Below are 15490 nucleotides of genomic sequence, written 5' to 3'. Positions count from 1 at the left end.
CCAGGATACAAGCCCCCGTACTCATCCGTGGAAAAATAAAAAACCTGTATCCGATAAACAAGCCCCCAGAATTTATCCCTGGGGTCAATGCTTCAATCTAAAATCTAAAATCTAAAATCTAAAATCGATTGACGGTGCACACAAACTCAAGAAACCTGGTTGTTAAACCTGGGTCGAGGCTGTAACGAGGTTTTGCGTAAAAAAACGCGGTGTCTGCCCCTGTCCTCAACTTAAAGCTCAAAACTCAAAACTCCCTCACCACCCCCAAGTTCCTGCCCCTCCCTTAAACGGGCCGACAATATCTTTGGTAATCCAGCCGCCGTAAAAATCCCCTGGTTGAGATTGCACTAATTCCCCGTCTACATAACAGGCATCCATCTGGCTCGGATAAAAAGCCACATAATCTTTAATAGCCTCAAAGACCTGTGTGGGATTGGGATAAAACCAAGCAGCATTTACTACTTCTTTCGACTCTACCGTCACAGTGTAATAACCGGCTTGTCCCTTCCACTCGCACCAAGAGCCTCGTAAAGTTTTGTGCAAATATTCCATTTTGATGTCATCGGGGCAGATATAGTAGGCAGGAGGGTGACTCGTCTCCAATACCCGCTGAGGACGGCGCGTGTCGGCGATCGTCACTCCATTAAAAATTATCTGTACGTGTTTGGTCGATTCCTCAAGCCGAGGGGGACGCGGGTAATCCCAAACAGACTCTTGACCAGGGCCGGGCTCGATTCGATCGAAGTTCATGTGCACCATCTCCCCTCCAAAAAAACACTTAGCGACTTAGCATTACAATTTAATGTACCCTTAATCGAGTCGCTGCTTCAGACCAACCAGCTTTTTTCAACTCTTCACAATATGAGTATTCGCGGTATAGATGTTTCCGACTACCAGCCCAATGTCAATTGGCCAGCAGTTGCGCGGGATGGTATTACCTTCAGTTTTGTCAAATCGACCGAGGGTGCAACGTTCGTTGCCCAAACTTTCGCTCGCAATTGGGCGGCGATGAAAGCGGCGGGGATTCAACGCGGTGCTTACCACTTTTTTCAACCTGCAAGCAGCATTCAAGGGCAAATAGATTTGTTCTTGAAAACTGTAAAACTCGAAGCGGGGGATTTGCCCGCAGTCTTGGATATCGAAACTACAGGCGGTTTGACTGTGGATCAATTGTGCGATCGAGCCGCAATTTGGCTAGAAGCCGTCGAAAAAGCCACCTTGATGCGACCGATTATCTACACCTACCCCGGTTTCTGGGACAACCTGGGGACAAAACGGTTTGCCGATTACCCGCTGTGGATTGCTCACTATACCACTGCTGAGGAGCCTTGGGTTCCCGGCGGCTGGAAAACTTGGACTTTTTGGCAGTACAGCGACAGCGGCAGCGTCTCTGGCGTATCGGGCAATGTAGACACCAATATTTATGAAAGCGTCCGAGAAGGCGCCGTAAGTTATAAAGTTGCAGACATCCAGAGGGAATTAAGAATTAAAGGTTTCTATCAAGGCGCGATGGACGGTAAATTTGGAGCCAACACCACAGCGGCGCTCATCTCGTTTCAGAAATCTCAAGGTCTCAATCCAGACGGCATTGCCAGCCTCAAAACCTGGGCCGCTTTGATGCGAAAATCTCCCAAAGTAGTTGTCCCCCCTCCAGCGCCGACACCCGCTCCGCGGCCGACACCCGCTCCGACACCCGCTCCGACACCCGCTCCCATATCAGGCGTGCGGCTGACTCAGGTATTCTCGTCTTATCAAGCTAAGGCTAGCCAAGATACTGCCTTAATTTGGCTGCAAAGTCAAGTTTCTACCTCTGTTTTAGGGGAATTTGCTCAAAAATGGCGGGCAACCACCTTACCTCAAGACACTAATTTGCGATTGATAGATGTCGGCAAATTTTATCGCGGTTTAGCAGAACAAGACCAAGCTTTAGATTGGCTGCAAAAACAACTTTCTCCGGCTATTATTACCGAGTTTGCACAAAAATGGCGCTCTCAATCTATTGTCACTAATTCTCCGATTCGGCTGATAGATGCGTGCAAATTTTATCGGGCCGCACCCCAGCAAAACCAGGCTTTAGATTGGCTGGAAGGGCGAGTTTCGCCGGCAATTCTATCGGAGTTTCTTCGCAGGTGGCAGAATGCCACTCGGTTATAGATTATAGATTTGAGATTGACTCTACAGATGAATCTTGCGATTTTAGATTTTATATCATGTCCGATCGAGTGACCGCGATTAAAAGGGCGGGTTTTTGAGATGGTCAATTATTGGCCGGTATTGTTGGTGAACCCGCCCCTACCGTATTAGGGGTAATCGACCGGACATAATATTAGATGGGAACTCTACTCTAAAGATGAGTCTGAGGGCGATCGATTAGATTTTAGATTTGAGATTGACTCTACAGATGAATCTTGGGATTTTAGAGTTTTTTAGATGGAAACTACTCTAAAGATGAGTCTGGCGGCGATCGATTGGAGATGTGAGCTTTTTGATTGGAGATTGACCGAAAGCATCGAGGATACAAGCCCCCGGATTCATTCCGAAAGCAGACTCAGGACCCAGAAATAAAAAACCTGTATCCGAGAAACTTGCCCCCCGAATTTATCCGTGGGGTCAATGCTTCAATTCTAAAATCTAAAATCTAAAATCTAAAATCGCGCAATCGATTGACTCCCCATCAAAATTCGTCAAATCCTCTCCCTCTGTGCCCGCATCCCATCGGACTCTCGAACATACTCTCGAACATAACAGACAATCTCTCGCTTAGCTACAGCTTACTCGCATCTTTGACGGCAAGAGAATTATCTGATAAAGTTATAGCGACTATCAAGGTTTTTTAATCTTATTGGGAAAAATGCAGGGCCGTGCCGAGTTTGTAAGCTGCGCCGAAAATAGCGCCTGCACTCCAATTACCCGCGATCGAACATTTAAAACTAAGCGGGCAGCCTGTAACAATTATATCTATGGAAATCCCCTTTAACATCACCCAGTTGATGGTCATGACCGTCATCTGTGGCATCAGCGCTCAAGTTCTCGCCGCTTATCTGAAAGTTCCGGCGATCGTCTTTTTGCTGTTGTTTGGCATTTTAGCCGGTCCAGACTGCTTCGGAGTGCTGCACCCCAATCTGCTGGGCAGCGGTTTGGAAGTTATGGTATCCCTTTGCGTAGCCTTAATTCTGTTTGAAGGCGGCTTGAATTTGGAATTGCGAGACTTGGGCAAAGTTTCCGGCAGCATCCGCAATTTAGTTACGGTAGGCACTTTAATTACACTAATTGGCGGCGGAATGGCCGCACACTGGTTGGGGGAATTTCCCTGGCCGATCGCATTTCTGTATGCTTCTCTAGTAGTCGTCACAGGCCCGACAGTAATCGGCCCTTTGCTCAAACAAGTATCCGTTGACAAAAAAGTTGCCGCCTTGCTAGAAGCAGAAGGCGTTTTAATCGATCCTGTCGGGGCAATTCTGGCAGTATTGGTGCTGAATATTATTTTGAACGGCAATGCTGATTTGCTGGTTGTGTTCCGAGATTTAATCGTCCGACTCTTAGTTGGCGCAGTCATCGGAGTTGCGGGAGGTTGGCTGCTGGGATTCATTCTCAAGCGATCGCAATTTCTCTCCGAAGACCTCAAAAACTTAGTAGTGTTAGCCGGTTTGTGGGGATTTTTCGGCTTAGCAGAAGAAATCCGCAGCGAATCGGGACTGATGGCAACAGTCCTCTCCGGCATCGTCCTCAGAGCCGCTGCTGTGCCGGAAGAAAGGCTGCTGAGGAGGTTTAAAGGTCAACTCACAGTCCTGGCTATTTCCATGCTGTTCGTGCTGCTGGCGGCCGATTTATCCCTCGCTAGTGTGGTCGCCCTCGGTTGGGGAAGTTTGTTTACAGTTTTAGCTTTAATGTGGGTAGTGCGGCCGATCAACGTTTGGCTGTGTACTTGGAACAGCGGACTGAATTGGCGGCAGAAATTATTTGTTTGTTGGGTAGCGCCGAGGGGAATTGTCTCAGCGTCGATCGCATCTTTATTTGCAATTTTGCTCACTCAGCGGGGCATCAACGGCGGCGACTCGATTAAAGCCTTAGTTTTCCTAACAATTATTATGACAGTTTTCGTCCAGGGACTAACCGCCGGACGGATCGCTCAACTGTTGGGCATCACCTCAAAATCCGCAACCGGTGCTGCAATTGTGGGTTCAAATCCTTTGAGCAGATTAATTGCTCGCTTGTTTCAAGAACGCGGAGAATCGGTGGCAATTATCGACACGAACCCGGAAGCTTGCGAACAAGCAGAACGAGAGGGTTTGCGGGTGTTTTTGAGCAGTGCTCTCGACCACAGCGTGTTAGAAGAAGCGGGACTGGAATCGATGGGAACTTTTTTGGCAATGACTAACAACGGCGAGGTAAACTTAGTGTTAGCTCAGCGAGCAGCCGAAGAGTTTGCACCGCCGAGGGTTTTGGCAATATTCCCCAAAGATCCGCAAGCAAATACGCCTGCAAATCCGACTAAAATCAATCAAGCTTTTGTCTCCGATTTGTCGCTGAAGGATTGGAACGAATATTTGAGCGACGGCGAAGTGAAATTGGGGGAAACTGAGTTAAAAACAGAGGGATTGCAGTTTCAGATTGCTCACTTGCAAGCTTTGGTAAAAGCCGGGGAGTTGGCGCCGCTGCTGCTGGAAAGGCAGGGGTACTTGCAAGTAGTGTCGGCGACTCAGATTTGGCAAGCAGGCGATCGAATTATTTATTTGCTGTACGATCCGACACCGAAATTGTTGAAAAGATTGTCTGGTTCGTCTCAGTCTCGCTTGACTTTGGAAAAGCATCAGGTAGTTGAAGAAGTGCCGATTCCTTCTCCGGTTTTAGAGGAGGTTTTGGAGGAAACGGAAATAGCCAATGATGCTAAAGTTTTGCAGCCACCAGTTTCGCGGTAAGAGGAATGATTTTATGACCGCAGAAGGTTCGTATCAAGCGATCGCGTACAATCTGGAATTTGAGGGAGAAATCCAACGGTTAAAAGCTCAAGTTCTCCTCAGTTGGGAAAAGGAAGCGCGCAATTTAAAGTGGTTCGGTTTAGCCGACGGGATGAATGTTTTGGAAGCGGGTAGCGGGCCGGGATTCTTCACCGAAAAACTGTTAGAATTGCTGCCAAACAGTTCGGTAACAGCGGTAGAAATTGACCCGGTACTGCACGAAAAAGCAGTAGCATATTTGCAGGACAAAGAGGGCGATCGAGTAAATCGCATCCAAGCATCTATTGCGGATACTGGTTTGGCGGCTAACACTTTCGATTTTGCGATCGCCCGTTTGCTGTTCGTCCACCTCCCAGATCCCGTCGCAGCAGCTAGAGAAATATTCCGCATCTTGAAGCCTGGGGGAAAACTGGTGATTATTGATAGCGACGCGGATCTGTTTTGGCTGACAAATCCGCCTTGGTCAGTCGAGATTGTCAGGGAGAAATTCAAGCAGGTGATAGCATCGCGGGGCGGCAATTTATGCGTCGGGCGAAATCTGTGCCACATTCTCAAAGAAGCTGGGTTTGTTAGCGTTGATTTAGAAGCGGTTGTCAGCCACAGCGATATCATGGGAATTGAGGCGTTTCAACCTTTGCTTGACTCCGGCCCCATTTTGCAGATGGTCAAACAGGGGTTGATTTCCGAGTCGGAAATAGAAAGCTATCTGGTTTCGCGGGATGAGTTTGTAGCTGCGGGCGATCGATCGATGATGAGTTTTTGGTTGATGGCTTGTGGGGAAAAAAATCAATAATAGGGCTTACCCAAAATGGTTCGAGCCGCTATTGCTAGAAGCTTTAATAAGGATCATGATAGTCAACAATATAGATTTTTTTGAAAAAGATGTCGAGTTGTTTCCAAACGGCTCCGTTCATGATGCCATACTTGCCCAGGATACCATCATTCAGGACATTCCCTGTACTGGCAGTCGCAGTGTTGTTTTCTACTCTTCTGGACAGCTTAAACTCTGCTGGCTGTCCTCGAAAACTATCTTAGATGACATTCCATGCGCTAGTAATTCGGTACTCTACCTGCATGAAAATGGTCGGTTGTGGAATGTGTCGCTTGCTTCAGATTACCAGATAAACAAAGTTTTGTACAGGTCAGGTAGCCGTATCACTTTTGATGAAACAGGAGAATTGCTGGAGTATTCTGAGTCACTAGATATGGATCAATGGGTTGAGGGATTACCTGGCAGTTCACAGTTTGATCTGTGGCGATATGCCGACGGTAGACCCAGTTTAATTGTGCTATCATCGAGTCATGTGATTCGTGGAAAAGAATATCCACGCGGTGCAGAAATATTTTTGAATCAGGATGGAGAAGTTATCGATTGGCAGTTAGTCGATTTAGATTCAGGACAGCGTAAGCAGCGAGTGTCTGGATTCTTCCAGGTTGATTGGCTGTAACTGCTATTAGAAACAATCGCGTGTTCTTAGGCAAAAAATCGATAGATGATGAGTTTTTGGTTGATGGCTTGCGGGGAAAAAAGCAATAAAATTAAGACACATATTTCACACAACATTAATGTTCCGTCGCAGCACAATCTCTAGCACTATAGCTAAATTCCCAGCTAACAAAGCCAACTTATTTAATACTAAACCAGGAAAAATTTAACAATAAATTATCCCCTCAGCATGAGGTTAAAGCTGCACGTATAACTCTAGAATCCTATCATATCAAATCCCGTAGCCTCGTCCTGCTAAAATCGAGTCAACAGTCAGCAATCACGGACGGTGCAACCGGACTCGATCTAATTCATCTGCGTTAATCTGTGTCGATCTGCCCTCATCTGCGGTTAAAAAAAGACAATGTATTAACTGCAGATGACAATGGATTGACGCAGATTCACGCCGATGAAGAGAAGAGAGATAGGAATAATTCCGATTCTCAAAGATTTAATATAAAAGCTATAAATTTTCATATTTCTGAGCTTAGTAACTTTACACATACAAGTCTAACCAATCGTTGGAGCCGATCGCGCAAAGGTTATTTGTGAGACCCAATGGTTATCTGTCGCATTTTAGCTTAACCAATCAAGTCCTTAGCGAAGCCCTCGTAGACGATCGCACTTTTTACCAACTCCTCAGCATTCAACCCACTTGCCGAACCCCATTAAGAAACTCCGTCCTTGCCTCAATCCTGGAAGGCATTAAAACGCAGCGCACCAACAATGCTAAATCCAACTCCGGCAAAAACTCACTTCTTGAAACTTGCTCGTAATCATCCTCGCGCAGCCGATAGACAGCAAGCCGATTATTTTCCCAAAACCAAACTTCAGCAATACGAAGTCGCAAATATTTAGCTAGTTTATTTGTGCTACTGCTAGTAATCGTTACTTCCACGGCTAAATCGGGATGCTCTTTTCTTGAACCTATATAATAAGACTCGTCTGGTTCAAATGATACATCTCTTGCCCGGTCTCTGCGAGTTGCACTACCTACAGGAAAAAATTCAATTCCGAGTTCAAAAAAGTATGCTTCCAGTAATATAGCGAGCGCTTTTTTAAAGCTTTCATGTTCTTCCCCCACTGTCATAAACTCGATCCACCCATCAAGATAAGTTATCCGTAAACCAGGAGAGTCGGCCATCAAAGATTCGATCGCCTCAAATTGCTCCCAAGTATAATAACCGGGGAGAATCAATCGCTGTTCTGCAAGCGTACCTATTTCTTCTAAAATTTTTGCTGTCACAAGTATCACAATCCTATTTTAAATATTACTAGCCCCTACCCAGCAAAAACCAGGCAGGGGCATTCACTCACATTCTAACTTAATGAACTAGCTCGATCGCCCTTTTAGTCAACGCCTCAGCAGTCAACCCATTAAACGCCATCAACTGACCAGCACTAGCAGTAGTTTCCCCCCGCTTCCAAGCGAAAGTATCCCGCTTGCAATTGCTGCGGAGCATCACAGGTTCCAACATCCCAGAAGCACCGCCTGTCACGCCAATCAAGGCATCTCCGCCAAAGATTTCGGCAAATTTCTCATCGCTCAAAAAGCCGCCGTCAGCTTCCGAACAAGTATCCCAGGCAACATCGCTAGCACGATACAAACGCCGGGGATTCACAACAGAAACAATTCGCACTCCAATCCCTTCTGTTTCCAAAAATGCCGCCGCTTCAAACACTGGCATTAACGTCATGTCGCCGACAACTGCAAACACAACTTTCTTACTCCCCCCTTGATTGTGGGCAGCTTGCGGGGAATCGACTTCGTGCAGCACTATTGCACCGTCTTGCAAACCTTGGCGAGTCTGTTCAAGAGTAGTGCGAATTGGCAGTGGCGACTTGCTTGCAGTAATCACAACTCCCTTATTTTTAGCAGTCAAAGCCCACTCATAACAAGCTTGAATGCTGTTAGCATCCGGTGGAAACAAAGGAAACACATTTCCGTTCCGCATCATCGCCGCAAAATAAGCCTCAATTTCCGGCCGCTGGTGCGTCCAACCGTTGCGACCTTGTTCCAATGCACCCGCTGTAAATAAGGTGACAGTTGCCGGAGTTGGACGACGCAATTCTGCCATTGCTTGGGTTACAGTTTGCCAAATTGGTAAACCGTTGATGGCAAAAGATTCGTAGGAGCACCACAAACTCCGCGCTCCGAATAGCGATAAACCTACGGCTAAACCAGCGCAAGCATCTTCGCTCAAAGGTTCGTAAACTTGACCGTTGGGCGATTGATTGTACAGGTCATCTGTCGTCGGGTGAATAATTTTGAGAGCTTGGTTGATATTGGCAATTGCCGATGCTTCATTGCCGTCAGCATTAGTGACAAGAAAAGTACGATCGCACTCGCCGACTTTTCCTACCAAACGTCCCATTGCTGTTGTCGAAATCTTCGGTTCTCCCCCAACTGCAAATTCTTCTAAAGGCAATTCGCCTAAATCTGCCAGCGGCAATGTAAACTCAGTAACAACTGTTTTCGCCGCCGGCCCGCCGCCCGCACGCTCGCAATTTGTCCGCACCAACTCCCAAGCAGCGGCAGTCAAAGCGCGCTCTTTTAGAGCACTGATAATGTGCGGAGCATCCAGCGTATCTTTCGGATAAAGGTTGTGAGATTTTGCTCCGCGCGCGTGGACGCCGGCACCTTTCAACTGTTTGATAATAAACGCAGTTAATTTGCCGCCGAGAGCAGATTTTGCCGCTTTGTCAACTCCTTGTAAAACAGCTTTGGTAAATGCCATGCGCTGTTCGAGCGAAAAAGCAGTGCTGTCAACATAATCTTCCGGTTGATTTTTATCGTCAAATTCCTTAGCATCAACTAAGATAACTTCTTCAAAACCGTTGCCTTGCCAATAAGCAATCATTTCAGCATTAGTTTTAGTCGAAACCATGCTGTGATGTTCCTGAGAATATCCGTTCCAAACCAACACAGGCAAAAAGTTAGTAACGCTGGGATAAGCAGTGTGGAAATGCGCCATGCTGCTCATCGGATAGGGTTCGCCCATGCCGCCGTCGCCCATTGTGAAAGCAAACAGTTTTTCGCGGTGCAAAAGCGCTCCAGCCATTGCGAAATGCTGCCCTTGTCCGAGGGGGCCGGCCGGTGCTAAAAGGCCGGGAATGAAACCGGAAAGATGTCCTAATAAACCGTCTTTTTCTCGGAATTTATCGCGCACTTGCTGCACGTTGAAAATTCCCATATCCTCTAAAGATCGATCGAGAAACATGGCACTGTAAAAGCCGGGGGCGTGATGGCCGACTTCGGTGACAATGTTCTTGTGTCCCAGCATCACCAAAGCGGCATAGGCCTCAGCTTGGCTAGCAAAACCCCCCGGATGTCCCGATGCCTTGCTGGCGGTAACTTGCAGCGTCAGGTAGCGCAGGGCGTCTGCTCCCAGCATCGTTTGAAAGACGGCGACGGGATCGGCAGGATCGGCGATCGACTTGCTCCCCTCGGCGATCGCAGGTGTTTTCCCATAAGTCTCAAAACCAGGGACTGTTTCAGAAAAATATTGAATGCCTTCGCAAAAAGCGGGCGTTGTTGACTTTGCCTGCGGGGTAGTTGCTGTCATGCTTGATACCTGAAAAATTTGAGTTAGATTAATGTAAGAGTAATTTTATAGCTTCCGTGTTCCAAAAAATCAAGAGTTCTATTATGTCAGTGATAAATAAGTAAAATATCTCACTTTTTCAGCTAATAAGTAGCGAAAATGTTGGGTTGAGGAACGAAACCCAAGATTTTCGCTACAATTTTCCTTAACCCAAGCGTATTGAGTGATAAATAAGTAAAATATCTCACTTTTTCAGCTAATAAGTAGTTGTTTGAGAACCCCGACGTATAAAAAAAAGTCGGGGTTCTGTGTTTACCCATTACTCATCCCTCTAAAATCTTAAATCGCCAATCTAAAATTGTTCCAGCCGTTCCCGGACATCGATATACAGCACAGTACCGCTTTCAGAAAGAGAAGGCACAGCCTTTTGATTCCGCAGCCAAACAAAAAAACTGCTAAGTGCAGGAGTCGGATCTTGATCGCGGCGCAGCGTGTAGATCAAACCTTCGCAAGGCCCATTAACGCGGCTAGTCGTGCAAATCGCTTTCTGGTTATTTACCATACCCACAGTCACATAATTTAGCTGTTTATTTCGGTTATAATTCTCAAGGCGCTGAGTCACTTGTTGGCAGCGAGTTAGAGGATCGTAGCCAGAACTAGAAAAGAAATTAGAATTCCAGCGAATCCAAGGCTCCCTGAACCCTTGTGGATTTTGATACACAGTCACCGGCTCGCCCGTTGAGGTATCGCACACAAATCCTCCATAGCCCAGATTCGGTGGGTTTTGACCCGAGGCGCTGCTGATAGAAAGATTGCTGAGAATATCCAAGCCGTTACGGTTGTTTTGTGAAAGCAATGCCATAAAAGCCTCGATCGGGATTGCCGCGTTCAAGCCCGTTTTTATCTCCTCAATCTGACCGTTCCACTGACTCCTAATTGTGCCAACAGTATCCCCCTGGCCGTGAATTCCTATTACCCTGCCATCAGCATTAAATACAGGCCCGCCGCTCATCCCGCGCCTGGTTACAGCTTGGTAGCGCAGACGATACCCTGATGAGGCGCTGCCCAAGCGAGAAGAGATGATACCAGTCGTAAACTCAAGTTTTCGTTCAACTCCCGAAATTGGCAGCGGATAACCAGAAACGTAAATAGCAGAACCAACAACAGCACGTTCTGACTCGCCCATTGGTGCTACTGGATACTGTTCTCGGCTCTGAAACTGTATCAAAGCCAAGTCTATATCCCTGTCATTTTTCGGTAGGCGCTGTATTCTAATCGCAGCATAATCCTTCTCTAAATGAGTGCGAATACTGTATTTTTGAGCGAGGCTTGCCACCACATGATTAGCTGTCAGAACAGTGTAAATATTACCCTGTTTTGCAATAATTACTCCCGATCCACTAGCAAAAAAACCCAGCGTATTGTTGACTTCCACAGTTGTCAACGTCGCTAGCTGGGCAATTTCTTCGGCTGTTTTGGCACAGGCAGCATATTGTTGGCTAACAACCGCCGTCACTGTTAATGCACCTGTCAAGATGATTGTCAGCGCGTCAAACCGCAAACTCCACACATTCATCGATAACTCCCTAGATGAAACGAGGCGAACTGCAAATATATACTAATCGGAATTCCCCAACTGGATTTAACCATTTTCTCCAATAATTCCGCTGTTGGTTCACTTCCATCTTCAAAAGCATAGACGCCCAAATTTGGATCTCGATACTTGCCCCTACCGTTAATCCCAATCAAGAAACCTTTGGCATTAAAAATCGGGTCGCGACTCCTACCGATTTTAACCTCATTTGTATAACCCAAGCTATAACCTGGAGGCAAAGATTTGGGTAGCAGCGCCGAAACGAAGCCCGCGTCAATCGATTTTAGATTTTAGATTTTAGATTTTAGAGGCGACCCCACGGATAAATGCGGGGGCTCTTCTGATTTTAGATTTTCGATTTTCGATTGACTCGACGGATAAATCACGTGGCGGATACCATCAAGCAATTCGTGGTCAGCGAAACTCCCAACCTCAGCACCCGCAGGAAAGCCGACTACCAGCATTGCCTCAGACACCGCTCCTGCCTCAAGGCTTAATCGTGCTATTTTATACTCGATCGCGCTGCGAAACAGAACGATCGCCCGATCGGTATTGCCCAGCCGCCTCAGAGATCCTAGCAGTAGGTAGAGGAGGCCGTCGTCGGTGACAAGTCCGATCGCCACAACGTGCTAGTTAGTCAGCACCGTATAGGTTTGGCCCGGCAGGCGGACGATCGTCCCAGAACCCGAAGATTTCCCTGTCGGGATGCGTACCGCTGTTTGACCAAGAATTTCAAAGGTGGTACAAGCCCCCGGCTCGATCCGTGGAATCAATCCAAAATCTAAAATCTAAAATCCTCAAGCCCCCGAATTTATCCCTGGGCTCGCCTCCAAAATCCAAAATCTAAAATCTAAAATCGAATGACGCGCCAAATTTTCCACCTCAATCCTTGGAATTGGCGATCGGATGGAAAATTTGCCCATCTTTAAGGCTGTCCCGACGGCGGGGAAAAAGAAGGCTGTTGCGCCTCCTCATCCGTGTTTTCCCCTAGCTTTTCCCTGACATCAATGTAAGGAATTTTACTGGTTTCATCAAAAGACGGCATCCCAACATATCCTTGGCGCCAAGCCAACAAATTATACAAAGAGCCGATCGGGTCTTGGCCGGGTCTGAGGGTATAAATCAAATTTTGACACCGCCCATTGACTTGATTCGCCGTGCAGATGACGTTCTGGCCGTTCATTTGGCCTGCAGTAATGTACTTAAGCATTCGTTGGCGGCGATAGGTTTCGAGGCGTTGGCTGACTAATTGACACCGAGTTGCCGGATCGTAGCCAGAACCGGAGAAATAATCGGAAGTCCACTCAATCCAAGGCTCTACGGCACCTTGAGCGTTTTGGTACACCGTCACCGGCGCACCAGTCGAGGTACTGCACCAAAATCCACTTTCCCCCGGTACTCGCCTACCGTAACTCGGTCCAGAAGCAAGCGTCAGGCCGCTGAGGGCGAGGGCTGTTGCCACCAAAACTTTTGTCAATAATTGCTGTTTCATGATTTTTTCTCTGTGTTTTATGAGATTCGGCACAAAAATCACCGAATGCTGCGATAACACCCTTGACACGCTTGTTCGTTACAACTCCGCTGACTTGGAAATTATGTTCTTCGCGACTTGACCAGAAACCAGTTTTTTTTACCAAAATACTTCGTTGCAGCCCTTATGCCTGGTTAAAAAACCCGGTTTTTTTGCTCTTGATGCGTAAGTTTAGATATTGTTCGCGACTTGCACGTTCCCTCTACCGCGATTTCGGCGCTGTTAAAAAAAGCGCTCCGAAGCCGACATTAAAATGCGCGCGCCAGTCGGAATTCTGTCCTCATTACTACTAATCCAGCTCGGGCTGTCGCAAACCGGAAAGAGGCTCTTTACCTCAGATATTGGAATGGCTCGAATTGCAAGGGTACATCACACCTAGTGACACGGTATTTGATATCACTTACGAGCTCGGTCGCGAGCTTGCTCTGCTGAGACAGGGATAGTGCAGGGTTACACCCCTCTTACCCGATCTAACACTAAAATCCCGGTATTAACAAGAACTCTTAACTTGTTTTCATCTCCGTACTGCGGGAAATACTTCTAAGTGAGTGTAATCAGGGTCTAAGTGCTTTCTACCACCAAAATTTACCCTCCATACACTGACGTTTAGTAGAGTATTAAAAACTATGAACCGTATCTGCAAACAGTTAGGATATTTAGGCCTTTGGTTAATTTTGATGGGCGGTAGCAGTTGTTCTAGCTCAGATGCAGCTACCTCAACCGAAAACCAGAGGCAACTCTCAGCAAGCGCCCCTCAGTTCCAACACCTACAGCTAACGGGAAATCAAATTGAGGCTCGATCGAGTCAATTAACGCAGCCTTCTAACTCTGTTGCCTCAGTTTTAGGCAGTGCTGCCCTCTCAGAAAATACTGCCACCGTTACGGTTTATAAGGTAGATAATTTGTGTCAAACTCTGAAGCAGGAAACAGTTACAGGCCCAGAGAACCAGTTAATGTCATCGGCGGTTAATGAAGTCTTAAAGCAGCCAATTTTCGATAGTCTTGGTTTGGCTGGTTATCGCCTCAAGATCGATCGCGACCTCGGAATAGCTACCGTCGATCTGCGAGCCTCCGGAAATTCGCGGCAGAAATTGCAAAATCTGTCGAGTTGTCAGATGTTAGCTTTGTTCGGCGGCGTGCGCCAAACTTTAACCAGTTATGCTCCTTGGCAAATCAAAACTGTGCGTTTTACAGAGCTTGGAGAGGACATTTTGAACACGGTTAAAGAATAAGCTATTAAAATTATTGGAGATGGGACTTACGCAATTCTCCCCTTAAAAACAAGGGTTGGGAGGGATTGAATAAACCTTCAAACCCTTTGAGGTTTTTTGATGCTGCTAAGTCCTGTGACCAAAACCCAGGTAATTCCTATGACACTACCTAACGGCCCCAAAACCCCCCGCTTTGTGCAGCTAATTCAATGGATCGGCGATCCGCTGACATATATGGATAAATGTGCCAAACAATACGGCGACATTTTCACAGCTAGAGTGAACAACGGGAAACCATTGGTGATGATCCACCACCCGCAAGCTGTCCAGGAGATGCTCAACAGCAACGCGTTTCACGCTCCAGGCAGGCTCAACAGCATCCTAAAACCCATGCTGGGAGAACAATCCATGATTATGCTCTCAGGAGAAAGGCACAAACGCGAGCGCCAATTATTGATGCCGCCCTTTCACGGCGAACGGATGCGGAATTACGGTCAACTAATTTGCGATATAGCTCAAGATGTTGCCAGCAAGTGGTCGGTCGATCGACCTTTTGTGGCCCGCAGCGCCATGCAGGAAGTCACCATGCGGGTAATATTGCAAGCTGTCTTCGGCATGGATGACGGGCCGCGGTTACAAGCACTCAGACCACTACTTGCCTCAGTCGTCGATATGACCAACTCTCCCCTGCGATCGAGCATACTGTTTTTCGGCTGGATGCAGCAAGATTGGGGCTCTTGGAGTCCTTGGGGACGCATGAAACAGCGGCAGCGCAAAGTTGACGAACTGATGGACGCGGAAATTGAAGAACGCAGACTCCAACCAGACCCCAACCGCACCGACATTCTCAGCTTAATGATGGCCGCCCGCGACGAAAACGGGCAACCAATGACCAATGAAGAATTGCGCGACGAGTTGATGACGCTGCTGTTTGCAGGCCACGAAACCACAGCAACTGCCCTAGCTTGGGCGTTTTACTGGATTCACAGTTTGCCCTCGGTGCGCCAGAAGTTGCTGCAAGAATTAGACAGTTTGGGGGAAAATCCCGACCCGATGGAGATTTTCCGCTTACCTTACCTGAGTGCAGTTTTTGACATACTCCCCTGCCTAAAGGCGAGAGGATTCTTAACACTTCATCGACCAATGCTACCGAAGTAGTCTTACG

At 47.3% G+C, this 15490-nt stretch carries 14 protein-coding genes; 6 read left to right on the top strand and 8 right to left on the bottom strand.

The window, feature by feature from the left end:
* Nucleotides 1–255: 255 nt before the first annotated feature.
* Complete coding sequence (locus tag QT992_RS22075; protein ID WP_333337954.1) at nt 256–750, bottom strand: DUF427 domain-containing protein; 495 nt, start codon at nt 748–750, stop codon at nt 256–258.
* Nucleotides 751–861: 111 nt separating this feature from the next.
* Between QT992_RS22075 and QT992_RS22070 the strand changes: the two genes are divergently transcribed.
* The 4 genes from QT992_RS22070 (at nt 862) to QT992_RS22055 (ending at nt 6406) form a co-directional block, all read left to right on the top strand.
* Nucleotides 862–2154 carry a GH25 family lysozyme gene (locus QT992_RS22070; RefSeq protein WP_333337955.1) on the top strand — a complete coding sequence of 431 codons (1293 nt, stop codon included), beginning with the start codon at nt 862–864 and terminating at the stop codon, nt 2152–2154.
* Between the two features lie 806 nt (nt 2155–2960).
* A complete protein-coding gene (locus QT992_RS22065; RefSeq protein ID WP_333337958.1) occupies nt 2961–4919 on the top strand; it encodes a cation:proton antiporter domain-containing protein in 1959 nt (652 codons plus the stop codon).
* Between the two features lie 13 nt (nt 4920–4932).
* A complete protein-coding gene (locus tag QT992_RS22060) occupies nt 4933–5751 on the top strand; it encodes a methyltransferase domain-containing protein (protein ID WP_333337961.1) in 819 nt (272 codons plus the stop codon).
* A 55-nt stretch (nt 5752–5806) separates the two neighbouring features.
* Nucleotides 5807–6406, top strand: coding sequence for a hypothetical protein (locus QT992_RS22055; protein WP_333316299.1), 600 nt, complete (start codon nt 5807–5809; stop codon nt 6404–6406).
* 684 nt (nt 6407–7090) lie between these two features.
* Here QT992_RS22055 and QT992_RS22050 read toward each other — a convergent pair.
* The 7 genes from QT992_RS22050 to QT992_RS22020 form a co-directional block, all read right to left on the bottom strand.
* Nucleotides 7091–7690 carry a Uma2 family endonuclease gene (locus QT992_RS22050; RefSeq protein WP_333337964.1) on the bottom strand — a complete coding sequence of 200 codons (600 nt, stop codon included), beginning with the start codon at nt 7688–7690 and terminating at the stop codon, nt 7091–7093.
* Nucleotides 7691–7769: 79 nt separating this feature from the next.
* Entirely contained in the window at nt 7770–10010 is a 2241-nt protein-coding gene (locus QT992_RS22045; protein WP_333316304.1) for a phosphoketolase, read from the bottom strand.
* A gap of 331 nt (nt 10011–10341) precedes the next feature.
* On the bottom strand, nt 10342–11565 hold the full coding sequence (locus QT992_RS22040; protein ID WP_333316306.1) for a COP23 domain-containing protein: 1224 nt from the start codon (nt 11563–11565) through the stop codon (nt 10342–10344).
* Complete coding sequence (locus tag QT992_RS22035) at nt 11562–11804, bottom strand: hypothetical protein (protein ID WP_333316308.1); 243 nt, start codon at nt 11802–11804, stop codon at nt 11562–11564. Before QT992_RS22035 ends, QT992_RS22040 begins: the two co-directional genes overlap by 4 nt.
* A gap of 69 nt (nt 11805–11873) precedes the next feature.
* Nucleotides 11874–12206 (bottom strand): hypothetical protein, encoded by a 333-nt coding sequence (locus tag QT992_RS22030; RefSeq protein WP_333316310.1) that lies wholly within the window; start codon nt 12204–12206, stop codon nt 11874–11876.
* A gap of 6 nt (nt 12207–12212) precedes the next feature.
* The gene (locus QT992_RS22025) at nt 12213–12356 is read right to left on the bottom strand and encodes a hypothetical protein (RefSeq protein WP_333316312.1); all 144 of its coding nucleotides are present in this window, start codon (nt 12354–12356) and stop codon (nt 12213–12215) included.
* Between the two features lie 152 nt (nt 12357–12508).
* A complete protein-coding gene (locus tag QT992_RS22020; RefSeq protein WP_333316314.1) occupies nt 12509–13075 on the bottom strand; it encodes a COP23 domain-containing protein in 567 nt (188 codons plus the stop codon).
* Between the two features lie 665 nt (nt 13076–13740).
* Between QT992_RS22020 and QT992_RS22015 the strand changes: the two genes are divergently transcribed.
* Nucleotides 13741–14346: a hypothetical protein gene (locus tag QT992_RS22015; RefSeq protein WP_333337969.1), complete on the top strand. Its 606-nt coding sequence runs from the start codon at nt 13741–13743 to the stop codon at nt 14344–14346.
* 138 nt (nt 14347–14484) lie between these two features.
* Entirely contained in the window at nt 14485–15483 is a 999-nt protein-coding gene (locus QT992_RS22010; RefSeq protein WP_333337972.1) for a cytochrome P450, read from the top strand.
* Nucleotides 15484–15490 lie beyond the last annotated feature (7 nt).

Origin of the sequence: Microcoleus sp. T3_D1, from assembly GCF_036700405.1 — a bacterium.
In the GTDB taxonomy this organism is placed as follows: domain Bacteria; phylum Cyanobacteriota; class Cyanobacteriia; order Cyanobacteriales; family Microcoleaceae; genus Microcoleus.
The sequence above is the reverse complement of the archived record's forward strand: the minus strand, read 5'-3'. Positions and strand labels throughout refer to the sequence as shown.

Coding starts and splice junctions, on each gene's coding strand:
- QT992_RS22075 (WP_333337954.1), bottom strand. CDS start 750: ATGAACTTCGATCGAATCGAGCCCGGCCCTGGTCAAGAGTCTGTTTGG.
- QT992_RS22070 (WP_333337955.1), top strand. CDS start 862: ATGAGTATTCGCGGTATAGATGTTTCCGACTACCAGCCCAATGTCAAT.
- QT992_RS22065 (WP_333337958.1), top strand. CDS start 2,961: ATGGAAATCCCCTTTAACATCACCCAGTTGATGGTCATGACCGTCATC.
- QT992_RS22060 (WP_333337961.1), top strand. CDS start 4,933: ATGACCGCAGAAGGTTCGTATCAAGCGATCGCGTACAATCTGGAATTT.
- QT992_RS22055 (WP_333316299.1), top strand. CDS start 5,807: ATGATAGTCAACAATATAGATTTTTTTGAAAAAGATGTCGAGTTGTTT.
- QT992_RS22045 (WP_333316304.1), bottom strand. CDS start 10,010: ATGACAGCAACTACCCCGCAGGCAAAGTCAACAACGCCCGCTTTTTGC.
- QT992_RS22040 (WP_333316306.1), bottom strand. CDS start 11,565: ATGAATGTGTGGAGTTTGCGGTTTGACGCGCTGACAATCATCTTGACA.
- QT992_RS22020 (WP_333316314.1), bottom strand. CDS start 13,075: ATGAAACAGCAATTATTGACAAAAGTTTTGGTGGCAACAGCCCTCGCC.
- QT992_RS22015 (WP_333337969.1), top strand. CDS start 13,741: ATGAACCGTATCTGCAAACAGTTAGGATATTTAGGCCTTTGGTTAATT.
- QT992_RS22010 (WP_333337972.1), top strand. CDS start 14,485: ATGACACTACCTAACGGCCCCAAAACCCCCCGCTTTGTGCAGCTAATT.